At 68.3% G+C, this 15721-nt stretch carries 15 protein-coding genes; 6 read left to right on the top strand and 9 right to left on the bottom strand.

What is annotated here, in order from left to right; translation table 11 throughout:
• Nucleotide 1 precedes the first annotated feature (1 nt).
• Nucleotides 2-946: a non-homologous end-joining DNA ligase gene (gene ligD / locus AOM45_RS46605; RefSeq protein ID WP_030473393.1), complete on the bottom strand. Its 945-nt coding sequence runs from the start codon at nt 944-946 to the stop codon at nt 2-4.
• A 47-nt stretch (nt 947-993) separates the two neighbouring features.
• Nucleotides 994-1350: a DUF5997 family protein gene (locus tag AOM45_RS46600; protein WP_174517978.1), complete on the bottom strand. Its 357-nt coding sequence runs from the start codon at nt 1348-1350 to the stop codon at nt 994-996.
• Nucleotides 1351-1406: 56 nt separating this feature from the next.
• Here AOM45_RS46600 and AOM45_RS46595 point away from each other — a divergent pair, with 56 nt between their 5' ends.
• Nucleotides 1407-2126, top strand: a complete 720-nt coding sequence (locus AOM45_RS46595) for a LysR family transcriptional regulator substrate-binding protein (RefSeq protein ID WP_030473391.1) — start codon at nt 1407-1409, stop codon at nt 2124-2126.
• Nucleotides 2127-2146: 20 nt separating this feature from the next.
• On the opposite strand, the gene AOM45_RS46590 is transcribed toward AOM45_RS46595, so the two are convergent.
• Nucleotides 2147-2569: a YciI family protein gene (locus AOM45_RS46590; protein WP_030473390.1), complete on the bottom strand. Its 423-nt coding sequence runs from the start codon at nt 2567-2569 to the stop codon at nt 2147-2149.
• 129 nt (nt 2570-2698) lie between these two features.
• Here AOM45_RS46590 and AOM45_RS46585 point away from each other — a divergent pair, with 129 nt between their 5' ends.
• Nucleotides 2699-3091, top strand: coding sequence for a CoA-binding protein (locus tag AOM45_RS46585; RefSeq protein WP_030473389.1), 393 nt, complete (start codon nt 2699-2701; stop codon nt 3089-3091).
• Between the two features lie 69 nt (nt 3092-3160).
• The gene (locus AOM45_RS46580) at nt 3161-4048 is read left to right on the top strand and encodes a ParB/RepB/Spo0J family partition protein (protein WP_035913786.1); all 888 of its coding nucleotides are present in this window, start codon (nt 3161-3163) and stop codon (nt 4046-4048) included.
• Here AOM45_RS46580 and AOM45_RS46575 read toward each other — a convergent pair.
• Nucleotides 4045-5151, bottom strand: a complete 1107-nt coding sequence (locus AOM45_RS46575) for a helix-turn-helix domain-containing protein (protein WP_051784719.1) — start codon at nt 5149-5151, stop codon at nt 4045-4047. The two genes, AOM45_RS46580 and AOM45_RS46575, sit on opposite strands and share 4 nt — an antisense overlap.
• Before the next feature lie 120 nt (nt 5152-5271).
• Here AOM45_RS46575 and AOM45_RS46570 point away from each other — a divergent pair, with 120 nt between their 5' ends.
• Nucleotides 5272-5850 (top strand): NUDIX domain-containing protein, encoded by a 579-nt coding sequence (locus AOM45_RS46570; protein WP_236704086.1) that lies wholly within the window; start codon nt 5272-5274, stop codon nt 5848-5850.
• Between the two features lie 327 nt (nt 5851-6177).
• Here AOM45_RS46570 and AOM45_RS46565 read toward each other — a convergent pair whose 3' ends face one another.
• Nucleotides 6178-7140 (bottom strand): hypothetical protein, encoded by a 963-nt coding sequence (locus AOM45_RS46565; protein ID WP_030473385.1) that lies wholly within the window; start codon nt 7138-7140, stop codon nt 6178-6180.
• Nucleotides 7141-7399: 259 nt separating this feature from the next.
• Between AOM45_RS46565 and AOM45_RS46560 the strand changes: the two genes are divergently transcribed.
• Entirely contained in the window at nt 7400-9211 is a 1812-nt protein-coding gene (locus AOM45_RS46560) for a S8 family serine peptidase (protein WP_051784717.1), read from the top strand.
• Between the two features lie 174 nt (nt 9212-9385).
• On the opposite strand, the gene AOM45_RS46555 is transcribed toward AOM45_RS46560, so the two are convergent.
• Both AOM45_RS46555 and AOM45_RS46550 read right to left on the bottom strand, forming a co-directional pair.
• On the bottom strand, nt 9386-10006 hold the full coding sequence (locus AOM45_RS46555; protein ID WP_030473383.1) for an L-threonylcarbamoyladenylate synthase: 621 nt from the start codon (nt 10004-10006) through the stop codon (nt 9386-9388).
• Between the two features lie 19 nt (nt 10007-10025).
• The gene (locus tag AOM45_RS46550; protein ID WP_030473382.1) at nt 10026-11207 is read right to left on the bottom strand and encodes a zinc-dependent alcohol dehydrogenase; all 1182 of its coding nucleotides are present in this window, start codon (nt 11205-11207) and stop codon (nt 10026-10028) included.
• 75 nt (nt 11208-11282) lie between these two features.
• Between AOM45_RS46550 and AOM45_RS46545 the strand changes: the two genes are divergently transcribed.
• A complete protein-coding gene (locus tag AOM45_RS46545) occupies nt 11283-12929 on the top strand; it encodes a glutamate--tRNA ligase (protein ID WP_059363050.1) in 1647 nt (548 codons plus the stop codon).
• 591 nt (nt 12930-13520) lie between these two features.
• Here AOM45_RS46545 and AOM45_RS46540 read toward each other — a convergent pair.
• Together AOM45_RS46540 and AOM45_RS46535 are read right to left on the bottom strand one after the other, a co-directional pair.
• Nucleotides 13521-14714, bottom strand: coding sequence for an HNH endonuclease signature motif containing protein (locus AOM45_RS46540; RefSeq protein WP_059363048.1), 1194 nt, complete (start codon nt 14712-14714; stop codon nt 13521-13523).
• A gap of 693 nt (nt 14715-15407) precedes the next feature.
• The coding region (locus tag AOM45_RS46535) for a transposase (protein WP_156249780.1) at nt 15408-15721 on the bottom strand (314 nt) is incomplete at its 5' end.

Genomic DNA, 15721 nt, shown 5'->3' with positions numbered 1-15721 from the left:
CTCACTGTTCACCGGGAACCTCGAGTTCGTCTCGGGCGGCCCACTCCAGCAGCGGCTCGATCGACCACACGGCGTCGTCGATGCCGGCGTGCAGGTCGCCCAGCTCGGCGAAGCGCTTCGGCACGGTGGCGATGGTGAACTCGCGCGGGTCCACGTCGGCAATCTCGTCCCACCGGATCGGCGTCGACACCGTGGCCTCGGGAAAACCCCGCACCGAGTAGGCGCTCGCGATCGTGTGGTCCCGCGCGTTCTGGTTGTAGTCCACGAAGACCAGTGACGGATCGCGGTCCTTGCGCCACCACGTGGTCTCGACGTCGTCGGGCGCGCGCCGTTCGACCTCGTGCGCGAACGCCAGCGCCGCCTTGCGCACGTCCGCGAACCCGTGGTCCGGCTTGATCCGCACGTAGATGTGCAGGCCCTTGCTGCCGGACGTCTTCGGGAACCCGGTCGCGCCGAGCTCGGCCAGCACCTCCTGCGCCACCAGGGCCACCCGCCGCACGCGGTCGAACGTGCAGTCCGGGCCGGGATCGAGGTCGATGCGCCACTCGTCGGGCTTCTCGGTGTCCGCCGCACGGGAGTTCCACGGGTGGAACTCCACAGTGGACATCTGCACGGCCCAGATCACGTCGGCGACGTGCGTGACGCGCAACTCGTCCGCGTGACGGTTGTAGCGCGGGAAGTGCACCCGCACGGTCCGCACCCACGGCGGTGCGCCGTGCGGAAGCCTTTTCTGGTGCACCTTCTCGCCGGTCACGCCCTCGGGGAAGCGGTGCAGCATGCACGGCCGGTCCCGCAGCGCGCGGACGATTCCGTCACCGACGGACAGGTAGTAGTTCGCGAGATCCAGCTTCGTCTCGCCGCGCGCGGGGAAGTAGACGCGGTCGGGGTTGGAGATCCGCACGACGCGGTCCTCCACCTCGAGCTCCACAGCCGGGGACTTGCCCATGGAGCCAACCTAACCGCTCCGGGGCCTTTCCTCAGCCCGAACGCGGATCACTCCTCTTCGAGCTTGGCCTTCTCCGCGAGCCGCGCCTCTTCGGCCTTGAACTCCTTGTAGGTCGCGCGCTCGCGCACCAGCCAGTCCGGGTTCTCGTCCTTGATGGCGTTGATCTGGTCCGTGGTCAGCGCCTCGGTGATGCCCGCGCGAACCAGGCCCGACGTCGAGATGCCCAGCTTCTGCGCGATGAGCTGCTTGGGGTGCGGGCCGTTGCGGCGCAGGTCCCGCAGCCACTCCGGCGGGTTCGCCTGCAGCTCGTTCAGCTCGTCGCGCGACACGACACCCGCCTGGAACTCCTCGGGCGTGGCCTCGAGGTACACGCCGAGCTTCTTGGCGGCGGTGGCGGGCTTCATGGTCTGCTGCGACTTCATGCGCAAAGAGTAACGGCAGCGTCCGGTAGCCTCAGCACGTGACCGGATCGTTCACGCTCGCGTACGTGCCAGGTGTGACGCCGGCCAAGTGGGCACGAGTCTGGCAGGACCGCCTGCCCGAGACCCCGCTGCACCTCCTCCAGGTGACCGCGGCCGAAGCGGCCGGGAAGGTGCGGTCCGGTGAGGCCGACGCCGCGTTGCTGCGGCTGCCGGGAGACCGCGAGGACCTGCACGCGATCCCGCTCTACACCGAGACCACCGTCGTGGTGTTCCCGAAGGACCACGAGTTCGCGGCGGCCGGGGAACTGTCCCTTGAGGACTTGAAGGACCACGTCCTGTGGCAGCCTCTGGACGACCCGCTCGCGTGGGACGCCCGGCCCGGTCAGGCGCCCGTCGAACGTCCGGAGACGACGGCGGACGCGATCGAGCTCGTCGCCGCCGGCGTCGGCCTGCTGGTCGTGCCGCAGTCGCTGGCCCGGCTGCACCACCGCAAGGACCTCAAGTACGTGCCGCTGACCGACGCGCCCCAGTCCCGCGTGGCGTTCTCGTTCCCGATCCGGGACGAGAACCCCGAGCTGGTCGAGCACATGATCGGTGTGGTCCGCGGCCGCACGGTCAACAGCACCCGCGGCCCGGCGCCGGAGCCGGCCGCGAAGAAGCCGCAGTCACCGCGCAAGCAGCAACCGAGGCAGGGCGCCGCCAAGGCCCGGCAGCCGAAGCAGGCCGCCAAGCGCGCGAAGCCCCGCCGCGGCCGCTGAGCCGCGTCACCGGGCCCGCGTCACTGGGACTGCGCGGAGATCTGCTCGCGGAGACGGTCCTCCTGCGCCTGGATCTCGGGCGTGACGATGCTCTCGAACGCCTCGGGGCCGTGGACCTGCCGGATCTCCACCTCACCGCTCTGGAACGGCGCCTTCTTCAGCCACTCCACGGCGTCCTGCAGCGACGGCAGCTCCCAGATCCAGAACCCCGCGATCAGTTCCTTCGCCTCGGTGAACGGGCCGTCGATGACCGTCGTGGCGCCCTTGGCGTCGAACGCGACCCGCGCGCCCTTGGCACTCGGGTAGAGCCCGTCGCCCGCGAGCATCACACCGGCCTTCACCAGCTCCTCGTTGTAGTTGCCCATGGCGGCGAGCTCCTCGGTCGTCGGCATCGCGCCGTTCTCGGTCTCCGGGGTGGCCTTGACGATGACCATGAACCGCATCTCGATCTCCTCAGCTGTGGTGTGTCCGGTTCGTTCTATCCAGGCGTCGATCGGGGGCGCCACCTTTCGACGAGCTCGACCGGATTGTGACCGCCATCACATCACGTGGGGCGCGGTTAGGCTGGTGACATGCGCGAAGACGTCGACTGGATCCTCGAGAACTGCCAGGTCTGGGCCATCGTCGGGCTCTCGGACAACCCGTCCCGCGCGGCCCACGGCGTGGCCAGGTTCCTCCAGCAGCGCGGCAAGAAGATCGTGCCGGTGCACCCGTCGGCGCAGACCGTGCACGGTGAGCAGGGCTACGCCACGCTCGCGGACATCCCGTTCGCGGTCGACGCGGTCGACGTGTTCCGCCGCTCGGAGGAGGCCGGTCGGTTCGTGGACGAGGCGATCTCCGTCGGCGCGAAGGCGGTCTGGTTCCAGCTCGGAGTGGTGGACGACGAGGCCTACCGGCGGGCGAAGGACGCCGGACTGCGCATGGTGATGGACGTGTGTCCCGCGATCGAGTGGCGTTCGCGGTAACCTGCCCAGATCGTCCGAGGACACTTTGGGGGTTCCGCGGACAAAACGGCCTGGGGGGCTGGGTTTCGCATGCTCGTCGACATCGCCACGCTGCGGCCGGCGGATTCACCGCGGCTGGCCGGCTGCAGCGAGGACTTCGTTCGTTCGCTGGCGTCTTCAGGCGCTCATCTGTCACCGATCGTGGTGCACCGCGCCACGATGAGGGTCGTGGACGGCAACCACCGGCTGAAAGCCGCGGTGCTGCGCGGCTGCCGTTCCGTCGAGGTCGAGTACGTCGACGGTCCCGCCGAGGACGTCTTCGGCCTGTCCGTGTCGCTGAACGTCTCGACGCTCTCGACCGCCGACCGCGAGGCGGCGGCCAGGAGGTTGCTGCGGTCGCACCCGCAGTGGTCCGACCGCGCCATCGCGGCGTCGACCGGGCTCGCCGCGAAGTCCGTCGGTGTGCTGCGCCGCGCCGTGGGCGGGCAGGCGGCCGTGCGGGTGGGGCGGGACGGCAAGGTCCGCCCGGTCAACTCGGCCGCGGGGCGCCGCCTGGCAGGGCAGCTGATCTCGCAACGGCCCGACGCCTCCCTGCGCGACATCGCACGGGCCGCCGGGGTCTCCCCGGGAACGGTCAGGGACGTGCGGCGGCGGTTGAACGCGGGGATGGATCCGGTGCCGGAACGGATGCGGACCGCCGAGCGGACGACCGTGCCGGTGGTCCGTGCCGACGTCAGGGCGCCGGGCGCCACCCTGCCGATCCTGCGGCGCGACCCGTCGTTGCGGTTCACCGAGCACGGCCGCCTGGTGCTGCGGTGGCTGGAGGCGCACGCGGTGTCGTCGGGGGAGTGGTCCGCGGTCGCGTCCGGGGTGCCCTCGCACTGCCGTGAACTGGTGGCGGAGATGGCGCGCGGCTGTGCCGAGGCGTGGGCGCAGATGGCGGAGGCGCTGGAGAACGAGAACCGTGCCGCGGGTTAGCCCGCGAACAGGATCTCGTTGATCTCGCGCATCACCTCGCGGCCCGCCGCCGGCCGCAGGCGGGTCAGCAACCTGCTGAACGCGGTCAGGTCGATGTGCACCGTCGCGGACTGCACCTGGCGGATGTCGTCCACCAGCGCGGTGACCAGCTCGCACGCGTGGTCGACATCGCCCGCCTCCGCGTGGGCCAGTGCGCGGCGCAGGCCGAAGCGGGTGCGGGCGCGCAGGGCGGTCGGGGCGATCAGCGGCATCTGGGTGTCGAGGATCGCGGCGGCCTCGGCGTGGCGGCCCAGGTCGTGGAACGACCAGGCGCGCGCGATGGCCACCTGGTCGACCAGACTCGTTGAGCCGTAAGGGGATTCGCCGACAGTCCGCTGGAGCTCGTCCGCGCGGTCCAGTGCCTCCTGGCAGAGGCCCGCGGCGCCGGCCAGCGCGTAGCCCTGCGCTTCCCGTTGTGCCGCACCGGCTTTCACCGCCGGCGAACGGGACTTGCCCGCCTTGCGGGCCAGCCGGACCGTCTGGTGCGCGTCTCCCCGGTACAGGGCGAACTCCGCGGCGCGGACCAGGGCCCAGGCCTCGAGCTCCAGGTCACCGCCCTTGGCCGCGTACTGGACGGCGCGTTTGGTGAGCTCCGCGGCGGACGCGTCGTCGCCGCGTTCCTGCTCCATCCAGCCCGCGTACTCGGCGTACCGGGCGGCGAGCAGCCACAGGCCGCGGCCGAGGCCGGGGTCGTCGGCGGAGCGGGCCATGGAACTCAGGACGTCCACCTGCGGACGCAGGCTGACGAGCACCACCTCCGGGCTGAGCCGGTGGCCGAGTGCGCGGTGGTTGTCGAACATCGAGTCGTAGGTGAGCAGTGCGGTGTGATCGCTCGGAATCGGCCGGACCGGAGCGTCCGCCAGTTCGATCAGATGGCCGTCCGCGTGCAACACGCTGTCGAAGATCCTGGCCATTTCGGGGTTCGGGTGCACCTGTCCGTTCTCGATCTTGCTGAGGTGCCCCTTGCTGTACGGTACGAGACCGGCCATCTGGCTTAGTGAGAGCCCGCGCTCCGTGCGCAGGCGGCGTACCTCCTGTGCGAACGTGGGCGACAACGGCTTCACCCCCTCTTCGGGGAGTGTCTACGCGTTGAAACTCCTGGATACCGAATGTCCATTAATTGGCCGGAGATTGACGATCAACTGGGTCTGATTGAAGCGGTCGGCGATGGTTCCATGTGAGTCATGGTGATGACGCGCTCCGACGAGGCGGCTGGTGTGGTGATGGTCTGGCAGCGCTTGGCGACCAACGTGGTGCACCGGTCCCCGTGGTTCGAGGTGCGCGCGGACGACGTCGTAAGACCGGATGGCGGACACGGCACCTACACCCACGTGGTGGCGCCGGGATCGGTGACGGTCCTCGCGATCCAGGACGACGACCACGTCGTGCTGACCAGGCAGTGGATCTACACCCACGGCGGCACCGAGTGGCGGTTGCCCGGTGGTGCCGTCGACGACACGGACGCCGATCCGCTGGCCGCGGCACGTCGTGAGCTCGCGGAGGAGACCGGGCTGCGCGCCGAGAAGTGGGAGCGGCTGGGGCAGATCCACGGCGCGGACAGCCTGAGCAACCACGTCGACCACATCTTCCTCGCCACCGGCCTCACCCAGGGCGAACCCGATCTCGGGCCCGGTGAGTCCGACCTGCGCGTGCGCACCATGCCGTTCTGCCGCGCGCTCGACCTCGTCCGTCAGGGCATGCTCCCGCACGCCGGCAGTTCCCACGCGTTGCTCGTGATGGCCCTGCGTCGCACGGCCCAGTAACAGCGGGGCCAGAGTTTCATCCTTTCAGAGGAAACAGGAAACCCGTTCTCATTCGACTGGCGAAAAGTCACTCTTGGTGCATCGGCGAGAACATCAGCCCGAAGCGCCAGTCAGAATGAGAAGGTGAATTTCTCGATGAGAATGATCTGCTCACTCGCCACCGTTGTGAAGGTTGCCGCGATCTGCCTTTTCCTGGGATTCGTGGTCGGCAGTTTCTTCACGGTATCGGTGTTCTGACCCGACTTCGGACTGCGGTTCTCCCTGACCACGAGAGGGAGGTGTCAGCCGTGGAACCGCACTTCTGCATGAACATCTGATCCACCCCGACTAGGCACCGCGTGGCATCCACTGCACGCCGTAGCCGCGGCCCTGACGAGGATGCGGGAACGACACGTCGATCTCGCCGATCTCGTCGACGGGCAGCTTTCTCGGCCAAGGTGTCAGGTCGTCGGTGTCGCGAGCCAGGGCCTCCTCGACGCGCCACACCGATTCGGGCAGGTCGTCCCGGTCGAAGCGCACCCGCAACCGGAACGACTCGCACATCCGCTCCGGCCAGAACACGTAGGTCGGACGCATCGATTGTCCCCGCGGTACCCGCACCTCCAGTGCGAACTGGTGTGTTTGCCCTGCGTTGAGGGGTCGGGGCAACCGCAGCTTCATCAGGAAGCGCCGCGGGGACGGACGCTCGTGGCCGATGAGCTCCACCCCGTGCAACACCTCCACGTCCAGATCCCCCGGTGCACCGTCGGGCGTGGGGGCGGGGATCGTGATCGACCAGATGATCTCGTTGACACCGTCGGTGTCAGCCACGACGGTCCGGCGTTCCGTGCAGGCGGGCGTCGGGCCGTCCAGCTTCAGCAGCGCGTCGAACTCCTTGACGTGCCAGAGTTCCGACGGCGCCGCGTGCGTCGTCGAAGGTACCGGCTGCAGTGCCACCTCGACGAGGCGCTGCAGTCCGGCGTCCATCCTCCTGCGCACCGTGCGCGCGCCGCGGTCCTGTTGCTTCGCGAGCCACTCGATGCGTTCGTTGAGGAACCGGAACTGCGCTTCCTCGTGCAGTCCGAGCGGTGCCAGAACGGCGTTGCGGACCTCCACCGGGAAACCGCGCACCGCGTTCGTCACCCAGTCCTTCAGTTTCGTTCTGACGGCTTCCGCGCCGTCGGTCTCCACGATGCCGCACACCTGGCGCAGCGCCGGGCCGACGTGCAAGTCGATTCCCGGAGTCTGCACACCGCGCCCCCGGCACAACGTGCGCAGTTCTTCCATCAGCTGCTCAGGTGAGACAGACATCCGTCCTCCGCGCGGAAATGCTTTGCCGGGCATGTCGGGCATACCTGACCGGACGTTACCCCGGATGCACCATTCGGGTGAATGTGAATATCGGCCGCCAAAGGGATTGTTCTACACCGCCCGTCAAGATGATCACCGCCGATCGACTGATGTCCTGACCTGGTGTTTCACGGTAACGTCCTGATCACGGGCGGTGACTGACCTCCGGTCGCCTCCATCCCCTGCCGATGTGGAGGTTCTATTCGTGCTGCGCACAACATTGTCAGTCTTATCGGCGTTCGCGCTGATCAGCGGCGTTCCTGCCGTCGCTGCTCCGGCTGAGAGCGCTTACCTGCTGCAGTTCCGCACCACGCTGTCCGACGCCCACCGCCACCAGCTCAAGGGGCTCGGCGTGCGGCTCGGCGCGTTCGTCCAAGACGGCACCTACATCGCACGCATGACGAGCACCTCGCGCGTCGCGCGGCTGAACTACGTGCGCGAGGTGCGCCCGTTCCAGGCGCAACCGCAGATCGCGGCGCTGGGCGGCTCGTCCGACTACCTGATCACGCTGGCCGAGCAGGACACCCGCGACCAGAAGGTCGTCGCCGACAAGGTGAGGTCCTTGGGCGGCAAGGTCAACGTCGTGTCCGACAGTCGCGAGCACATCATGGCCACCTTGGACGCCGGTCAGGTCGCGCAGGTCGCGAAGCTGCCCGCCGTGATCGCCATCGACCCCGTGTCGGCGCCCGAGACGGACATGGCGATCTCACGGGAGTCCTCCGGTGCCAACTACGTCGAGACCGCGGGCGGCTACCGCGGCCAGGGCGTGCGCGGCGAGGTGATGGACGCTGGATTCCGCCTGACGCACCAGGAGTTCCGCGCCCTTCCGCCGGTGCAGCACACGGCCATCACCGAGAACTCCCACGGCACGTCGACGTACGGGCAGATCTTCGCGTCCGGCGTCTCGTCCGCGCACCGCGGCGTACTGCCCGAGGGCCAGGGAATCATGGCCGTCTACGGCACCACCACCGTCCCCGACCGGTACGCGCACACCAAACAGCTCGTCGACCCTGCCGGGCGGTACCGCGCGGTGTTCCAGTCGAACAGCTGGGGCGACTCGCTCACCACGGGCTACAACTCGATCTCGGCGCAGATGGACCGCATCGTGTTCGACCACGACATCCTGATCTGCCAGTCGCAGAGCAACGCCGGCAGCACCCGCTCGCGTCCCCAGGCGTGGGCGAAGAACGTGCTGTCGGTCGGCGGTCACTACCACTACAACACCCTCGACCGCGCGGACGACAAGTGGAACGGCGGCGCGTCGATCGGCCCCGCCGCCGACGGCCGCATCAAGCCCGAGATCTCCAACTACTACGACCGCATCGACACCACGACCTCCGGCAGCGACACGGCCTACACCACGTCGTTCGGCGGCACGTCCGGCGCCACGCCGATCACCTGCGGCAACGCCGGTCTGATGTTCCAGATGTGGGCCGACGGCGTGTTCGACGGCGGCCCCGGCAAGGGCCGTGACGTGTTCGCGTCGCGCCCGCACGCCGCGACCGCGAAGGCGTTGCTGATCAACACCGCCAACCAGTACACGTTCGTCGGCACCACGCACGACCAGACGCGCACGCACCAGGGCTGGGGCACCGCGTCGGTCCGCAACCTGTACGACCGGGCGAAGGCAGGTGGCTGGAAGCTGCCAGTGCTGGTGAACGAGACCGATCTCCTCACGACCGGTCAGTCGCGCAAGTACACCTTCACGTCCACCGGCCAGCCGCTGCGCGCGACGCTGGCGTACACGGACCCGGCCGGTTCGCCGACCGCGACCAAGGCTGCGGTCAACGACCTGACGTTGAAGGTCACCGCCCCGGACGGCACCGTGTACTGGGGCAACAACGGTCTGCTGGCCGGCAACTTCTCCACGTCGGGCGGCACCGCGAACACCGTCGACACCGTGGAGAACGTGCTGCTCTCGTCGACCGCGGCGGGCACCTGGACGATCGAGGTGATCGCGACCGACGTCAACGTGGACGGTCACGTCGAGACGGCCGCGACCGACGCCGACTACGCGCTGGTCGTGTCGTAGGTCCTGGTGGTGCGGCGGTGGCTCCGGCCGTCGCCGCACCTCACGGCCGCGCCGCGGCGAGAGCGCGGGCGAACGGACCGCTCAGCCAGGAGTCGACCTGACGCCGGCCGCGCAACCGGAAATCACCAGATCGGGGTGCCGGTTCTCCGCGATGACCCGGAGAACCCGAGCGAGTTACTCGAACCGGGTCGGGTCGCCCGCGCCGTAGCGGATGATCTCGGCCTCGCCGCTGGAGAAGTCCACCACCGTGGTGGGCGTGGTGCCGCACTCCCCGGAGTCGATCACCGCGTCCACCACGTGGTCCAGCCGTTCCTTGATCTCCCAGCCCTGCACGAGCGGCTCCGCCTCGTCCGGCAGCAGCAGCGTGGACGTGAGCAGCGGCTCGCCCATGGCCTCCAGCAGCGCCTGCGTGACGACGTGGTCGGGGATGCGCGCGCCCACCGTCTTCTTCTTCGGATGCATCATGCGGCGCGGCACCTCCTTCGTCGCGGGCAGGATGAACGTGTAGTTGCCCGGCGTGGAGGCCTTGATCGCGCGGAACACGGCGTTGTCCACCACCACGAACTGGCCGAGCTGCGCGAAGTTCTCGCACATCAGCGTGAAGTGGTGCTTGTCGTCGAGTTTGCGGATCTCGCGGATGCGGTCGATGCCGTCCTTGTTGCCCAGGCGGCAGCCGAGCGCGTAGCAGGAGTCCGTCGGGTACGCGATCAGGCCGTCCTCCTGCAGGATCCGCACGGCCTGGTCGATGGCGCGCTTCTGCGGGTTGACCGGGTGGACGTCCATGTACTTGGCCATGCGGGGCAGGATATGCCGATCAAGGTTTGAGCAGCACTTTGACCATGCCGTCGTTCTTCTTCTGGAACGTCTCGTACGCCTTGGGCGCGTCCTCGAGCGGCAGGCGGTGCGTGGCGAAGTCGTCGACGCCGAGCGGATCGTCGTCCGTGAGCAGCGGAAGGATCTCCGGCACCCAGCGCCACACGTTGGCCTGACCCATCCGCAGCTGGATCTGCTTGTCGAACATCGTCAGCATCGGCATCGGGTCCGCCATGCCGCCGTAGACGCCGACTATGGAGACCGTGCCGCCGCGGCGGACGAGGTCGATCGCGCTGTAGAGGGCCTTGAGGCGGTCGACGCCCGCCTCCTTCATGAGCTTCTGCGCCATCGTGTCCGGCAGGAGCCCGGTGAGCTGCTGGGCGATCTTGCCGACTGGCGCGCCGTGAGCCTCCATGCCGACCGCGTCGATCACCGCGTCCGGACCGCGACCGGCGGTGAGGTCCTTGACGACGTCGGTGAGGTGCTTGCCGGCTCCGCGCAGGTCGATGGTCTCGACCCCGCGGGCCTTGGCGCGCGCGAGACGTTCCGGCACGAGGTCGATGCCGATGGCCCTGGCGCCCCGGTTCAGGGCGACGCGGCAGGCCATGTCGCCGATCGGCCCGAGCCCCAGGACAGCGACGACGTTTCCTTCCCTGACGTTCGCGTACTCGACGGCCTGCCACGCGGTGGGCAGCACGTCGCTCAGGTACACGAACCTGTCGTCCGGCGGGCCGTCCGGCACCTTGATCGGGAGCGAGTTGCCGAACGGGACCCTCAGGTACTCGGCCTGCCCGCCGGGGACCTGGCCGTAGAGCTTGGTGTACCCGAAGAGCGCGGCGCCGGAGTTGTGCTCGCGGACCTGGGTGGTCTCGCACTGGCTCTGCAGGCCCTGCGAGCACATGAAGCAGTGGTTGCAGGAGACGTTGAACGGGATGACCACACGATCACCGGGTTTGAGTTCGGTGACCTGGGAGCCGACCTCCTCGACGACCCCCATGGGCTCGTGCCCGAGGACGTCGCCTTCGGTGAGGAACGGCCCGAGGACCTCGTAGAGGTGCAGATCCGACCCGCAGATGCCGCTGGACGTGATCTTGACGATGACGTCCTCCGGCTCCTTGAGGACCGGGTCCGGCACGCTGTCGACCCGGACGTCGCGTTTGCCGTGCCAAGTGACTGCCTTCATGCCCAGTGGCGTTCCCCGCCGTCCAGCATTGATAACCTGGGAGAACTTCTTTCCCCGGTTTGGAGACCCTCAGCGATGCTCGACCGTGCCGTCGTCGACGCCCTGTTCCCCTCGGACCTGCCCGAGCCGTCGTTCTGGGAGGAGCAGTACCCGCCTCGGGGACTGCCGGAGGGCGCGAAGGTCACCCGCCTCGGCCCGTCGCCGACCGGGTACCTGCACATCGGCGGCCTGTACGTGGGCATGATCGACCGCGACATCGCCTCCCACTCCGGCGGCTCGTACATCGTGCGCGTCGAGGACACCGACCAGGCGCGTGAGGTCGAGGGCGCCGTCGACCAGTTCAACCGCGCCTTCGCGTACTTCGGCATCGAGCCCGACGAGGCGGACGCGGTCGGCGCGTACGGCCCGTACCACCAGTCGCAGCGCGAGCAGATCTACCTGACCTACGTGCGCGAGCTCCTGCGTTCCGGCGCGGCCTACCTCTGCTTCGCCACGAAGGAGGAGCTGGCGGACATCACCGCGCGCCAGCAGGCCACCAAGCTCCCCACCGGCTACTACGGCCGTTGGGCGATCTGGCGCGACAAGACCGCCGAGGACGTCGCCGAGGCTCTGGCCGCGGGCCGCCCGTACGTCGTCCGCTTCCGCTCGCCGGGCAAGGCGGGGGAGCGCACTTCGTTCGTGGACGCGATCCGGGGCCCGCTGGAGCACGACGCCAACCGCAACGACGTGGTGATCCTCAAGGCCTCCGACCAGTCCCCGCGCCTGCCCACGTACCACTTCGCGCACGCCGTGGACGACCACCTGATGCGCGTGAACCTGGTGATCCGCGGCGAGGAGTGGATCTCCTCGGTCCCGACCCACCTCCAGCTGTTCGACGCCCTGGGCTTCGAGCGCGTCGAGTACGCCCACATCGCCCCGCTGATGAAGCAGCAGGGCGGTTCCCGCCGCAAGCTCTCGAAGCGCAAGGACCCCGAGGCCTCCGTCGAGTTCTTCATCGAGGCGGGCTTCCCGGCCGAGGCAGTCCAGTACTACATGCGGGGCCTGGTGAACGCCCGCCTGGCCGAGCTTCCTCTCGCGGATGCCTTGTCGTCGCCGATCTCCCTGGCGGAGTGCGGCGTGGCCGGCCCCTTGGTCGACCTCGTGAAGCTCGAAGACATCGCCGCCGACTACGTGGCCACCCTGTCCGGCTCCGAGATCATTGATCGCATCTCGGCCTGGGCGGCTTCGTACGACCCGGAGCTGGTCACCGTGCTGTCCGACGAGCGCGACGCGGCCCTGGCAGCCCTGGAAGTGGAGCGCGGCCCGGAAGTGGCCAACCCCCGCAAGGACCTCCGCAAGTGGTCCGACTTCCGCACCGCCTACGGCTTCTTCTTCCCGTCGCTCTTCCCCCTGGTCTCCGACCGCACCGACGAGCGCCTGGGCGGCCTGTCCCCAGACCTGATCTCCGCGTTCGCCGCGGACTTCGCCGACGGCTACGCGGACCTGGAAGACGGCCAGGAGTGGTTCGGCCAGATCCGCGAACTCGCGGGCAAGCACGGCTTCGCGCCGAACGCCAAGGAGTACAAGAAGAACCCGGACGCCTACCCCGGCTCCATCAAGGAGGCGGCGCAGCTGATTCGCGTCTCGTTGACTGGCTCTACCCGTAGCCCGGATCTGCACGCCGTGGCTCGGACGTTGGGCAAGGACGAGGTGCTGCGCCGGGTGCGTGCGTTGGTCGGCTGACCTTGTGTTTGCGGCGGCCCCTGGTTCCCTGTGGGAGCTGGGGGCCGTTTTGCGTTTCTGGGGTTGCGTTTGGGTGGGTCGGCGCGGGTTCCAGCGGGGTTGGTTGCCTTTTGTAGGCCTGGTCGCCTTGCGTTGGTGGTTGAGCGGGCCATATGACGAGCTTTGGTTGCGTCATCGCCGCTTCGCGACGATTGCGATTGGGGCTTGACTTCGGGGCCCTTGCGAGGCGCACATCGGCCTTAAAAAGCCGGGCATAAGGAGCCCGGCCGATCCAACCAGCATAGCACCTCGCACCCAAAGTCAAGCCCCAATCGCAAGCGTGCGTGGTTGCGTTTGTTGTTCGGCTTCCGTCATTACCGGTTTCCTGCGTTCGCATTGCCCTGTCCGGCTCGGCTTCGCCATCGCGGTTGTTGGGGGTGCTCGGCTTCGCCATTGCCTGCGTTGTAGTGGGAGGTTCGGCTCGGCTTCGCCATTGCGGATTTTCGACGCGCGACGAATGGGCCACGCGGCGAGGGGAAAGTCGTAGCCCATTCGCCATCGGATACTTTTCCTCTTCGGCCAGGCAGCATCGCCGGGCCTGGCTGGCGGCGGTCAGGCGATGTTGATCGGGTTGCGTCTCGGCTTTTGCTGTGGGTCGAGCCAGTCGGGTGCGTAGAAGGTCGGCATCCCGTTGACCAGCCTGACTTCCCACTTGCTCTGGTGGATGAGCGTGTGGTGGTGGCGGCAGAGCAGGACGGCGTTGTCGACGGAGGTGTTGCCGCCGTTGGCCCAGTGTCGGATGTGGTGGGCGTCGCAGTGTCTTGGCGGTCTACCGCAGCCCGGGAACGCGCAGCCCCGGTCCCTCGCGACCAAGGTCCGGCGGATTCCTGCTGGGAAGGTGCGGGTCTTGCGGCCGATGTCCATCGGCTGGCCCTGGCTGCCCAGCAGCAGCGGGATGATGCCCGCATTGCAGGCCAGCTGGCGGACCTGGTCGGCCGGGATGTGATCGCCGTTGTCGAGCATGCCCTGCCCGACCTGCTCGACGAGGTCCTCGTGCCGCATCGTCACGGTCAGCGTGACCGGCTCGCCGCCGTGTTCGGGCAGCTGGTCGGCGCGCAGCATCAGGTCGACCAGGTCGGCGAGGGCGTCGCCTTCGCGTTCGGAGCGGCTGCGCTCGTCTGGGCCTTGCCCGGTGTCGGGGCGGGGCTTGGCCAGCGGATCCAGCAGTGCCTCGTACTTCGCACCGGTGACCTTGTCCAGCTTGGCCCGGATCTCCAGCCGCCCGTTCTTCCACTGCATCAAGTGCTGGTTGGTCGGCGGCGCGGGCTCGGCGTCACGAGGCTCCGGGTCGTTCTGGTAGAGGCTGTAGGCGAGTGTCTTGCCGAGCTTGCGGACTGTGACGGGCTCGAAGTCTCGCGCGTAGCCGACCACGGTGGTCTCGTGTTCGGCAGGCACGGTCTTCATGATCGCAGCGATTGCCGCGACGTGGTCGATCGACAACGCGCCCTCGGCCACCGCCTGCGCCGTCAGCGGCAGCACCGGGGCGAGCTCACTACCGGTCGGGGTGATCTCATTCGTCAGCAGCGCGGCGTTGTCGATCCACCGCTTGGCGACGTGAATGTCCCAGCGGACGACGTGCCGCAACACCTTCGGCAAATCCTTGTAGCCGAGCTCGCTCGCGGCTCCGCGCCGATCCAATTCGGCGACGATCTGCAACGCGGCATTCTCACGAACCCGGATTTCCGTCACCTCGTCGACGAGACTGCGGAGCAGCTCGTCTGTGGAGAGGAGGCGGGTTTCGATCACGTGTTCTACCCTACCGCAAGATCACGAACAAATAACAGGAAAAGCCGCGCACGATAGGGTGAACTAGTCAATGGGACCCCGCGAAGCCGAAGGCAAGCGGCGATGCGAAGCGAGCCGAATCGGGCAATGCGAACGCAGGCAAGCGGTAATGAGGTGGGCCGAACGACCCAACGCAACCACGCACGACTGCGATTGGGGCTTGACTTTGGGAGCGAGGTGCTAGCCTTTTCGGATCGGGCGGGTGCGAAGCATCCGACCTTTTCCGCCCGACACAGCGCCTCGCAAGGGCCCCGAAGTCATCTATGAAGGAGCGGGGCCGGTCAAGTGCCGTGCTGAGGCTGGTTTTCGGGGTTTTCGGCTCTGTGCGGGCAGGCGTGTCCGGCGGGCGGGGTCAAGATCGGCCGTAGGCCGCCCCCGGAGGGGGCCGGAGGGTCTTGACGCCGTCGCTGGACGCGTCACGCTATTCGAGCCGGAAATTGCCGGAGGGCTCTTTGTGTGGGGTCGCGTTCACCGTGCCGGGTCTGTTCCCGGTGGCAGACCAGTTGCCTGGTTGCCGGTCATCTATTCGCAGGTGTGTGCGTGGTGGGGTGCGACCGTGACCGGGCGGGGTCAATCAAGACCACGACCACGCCACCAGAGGGTGGGGGTCAGACTTCGGGCGATCCGCGCCCCGGTCACGACCAGGCCCGCGGCTCATGCCGCGGCGTCCGGTGATGTGGTGTCCGGTGAACCAGTGGTGGTGGTCTGGGGGTCCAGGGCACGGATGTGCCCGTCGCGCAGGCCGAAGTAGACCAGGGTGCACAGCCGGCGGGCGACCGCGACGGTGGCGATGCCCTTGCCGCGGCGGTCCCGGATGCCGTCACGGGTAGCGACCAGCCAGCCCGCGCTGGCGGGGATCTTCTGCGCCGCCTCGACCAGCGCCCACCGCAATAGACGCGAGCCCTGCTTGGTGATGTGACCACGGCGCACCGTGCGGTCGGACTCGTAGTGTTTCGGGGTGAGCCCGG

Source organism: Lentzea aerocolonigenes (assembly GCF_000974445.1).
Classification (GTDB): Bacteria; Actinomycetota; Actinomycetes; order Mycobacteriales; family Pseudonocardiaceae; genus Lentzea; species Lentzea aerocolonigenes.
Note: the sequence above shows the minus strand (reverse complement) of the source record. Positions and strands in the feature narration are given on the sequence as shown.

Excerpts from the sequence above, each read along its gene's own strand:
- AOM45_RS46555 (WP_030473383.1), bottom strand. The coding sequence starts at position 10,006 with ATGGCCAAGTACATGGACGTCCACCCGGTCAACCCGCAGAAGCGCGCC.
- AOM45_RS46550 (WP_030473382.1), bottom strand. The coding sequence starts at position 11,207 with ATGAAGGCAGTCACTTGGCACGGCAAACGCGACGTCCGGGTCGACAGC.
- AOM45_RS46600 (WP_174517978.1), bottom strand. The coding sequence starts at position 1,350 with ATGAAGCCCGCCACCGCCGCCAAGAAGCTCGGCGTGTACCTCGAGGCC.
- AOM45_RS46570 (WP_236704086.1), top strand. The coding sequence starts at position 5,272 with ATGGTGATGACGCGCTCCGACGAGGCGGCTGGTGTGGTGATGGTCTGG.
- AOM45_RS46580 (WP_035913786.1), top strand. The coding sequence starts at position 3,161 with ATGCTCGTCGACATCGCCACGCTGCGGCCGGCGGATTCACCGCGGCTG.
- AOM45_RS46590 (WP_030473390.1), bottom strand. The coding sequence starts at position 2,569 with ATGCGGTTCATGGTCATCGTCAAGGCCACCCCGGAGACCGAGAACGGC.
- ligD (WP_030473393.1), bottom strand. The coding sequence starts at position 946 with ATGGGCAAGTCCCCGGCTGTGGAGCTCGAGGTGGAGGACCGCGTCGTG.
- AOM45_RS46545 (WP_059363050.1), top strand. The coding sequence starts at position 11,283 with ATGCTCGACCGTGCCGTCGTCGACGCCCTGTTCCCCTCGGACCTGCCC.
- AOM45_RS46565 (WP_030473385.1), bottom strand. The coding sequence starts at position 7,140 with ATGTCTGTCTCACCTGAGCAGCTGATGGAAGAACTGCGCACGTTGTGC.
- AOM45_RS46585 (WP_030473389.1), top strand. The coding sequence starts at position 2,699 with ATGCGCGAAGACGTCGACTGGATCCTCGAGAACTGCCAGGTCTGGGCC.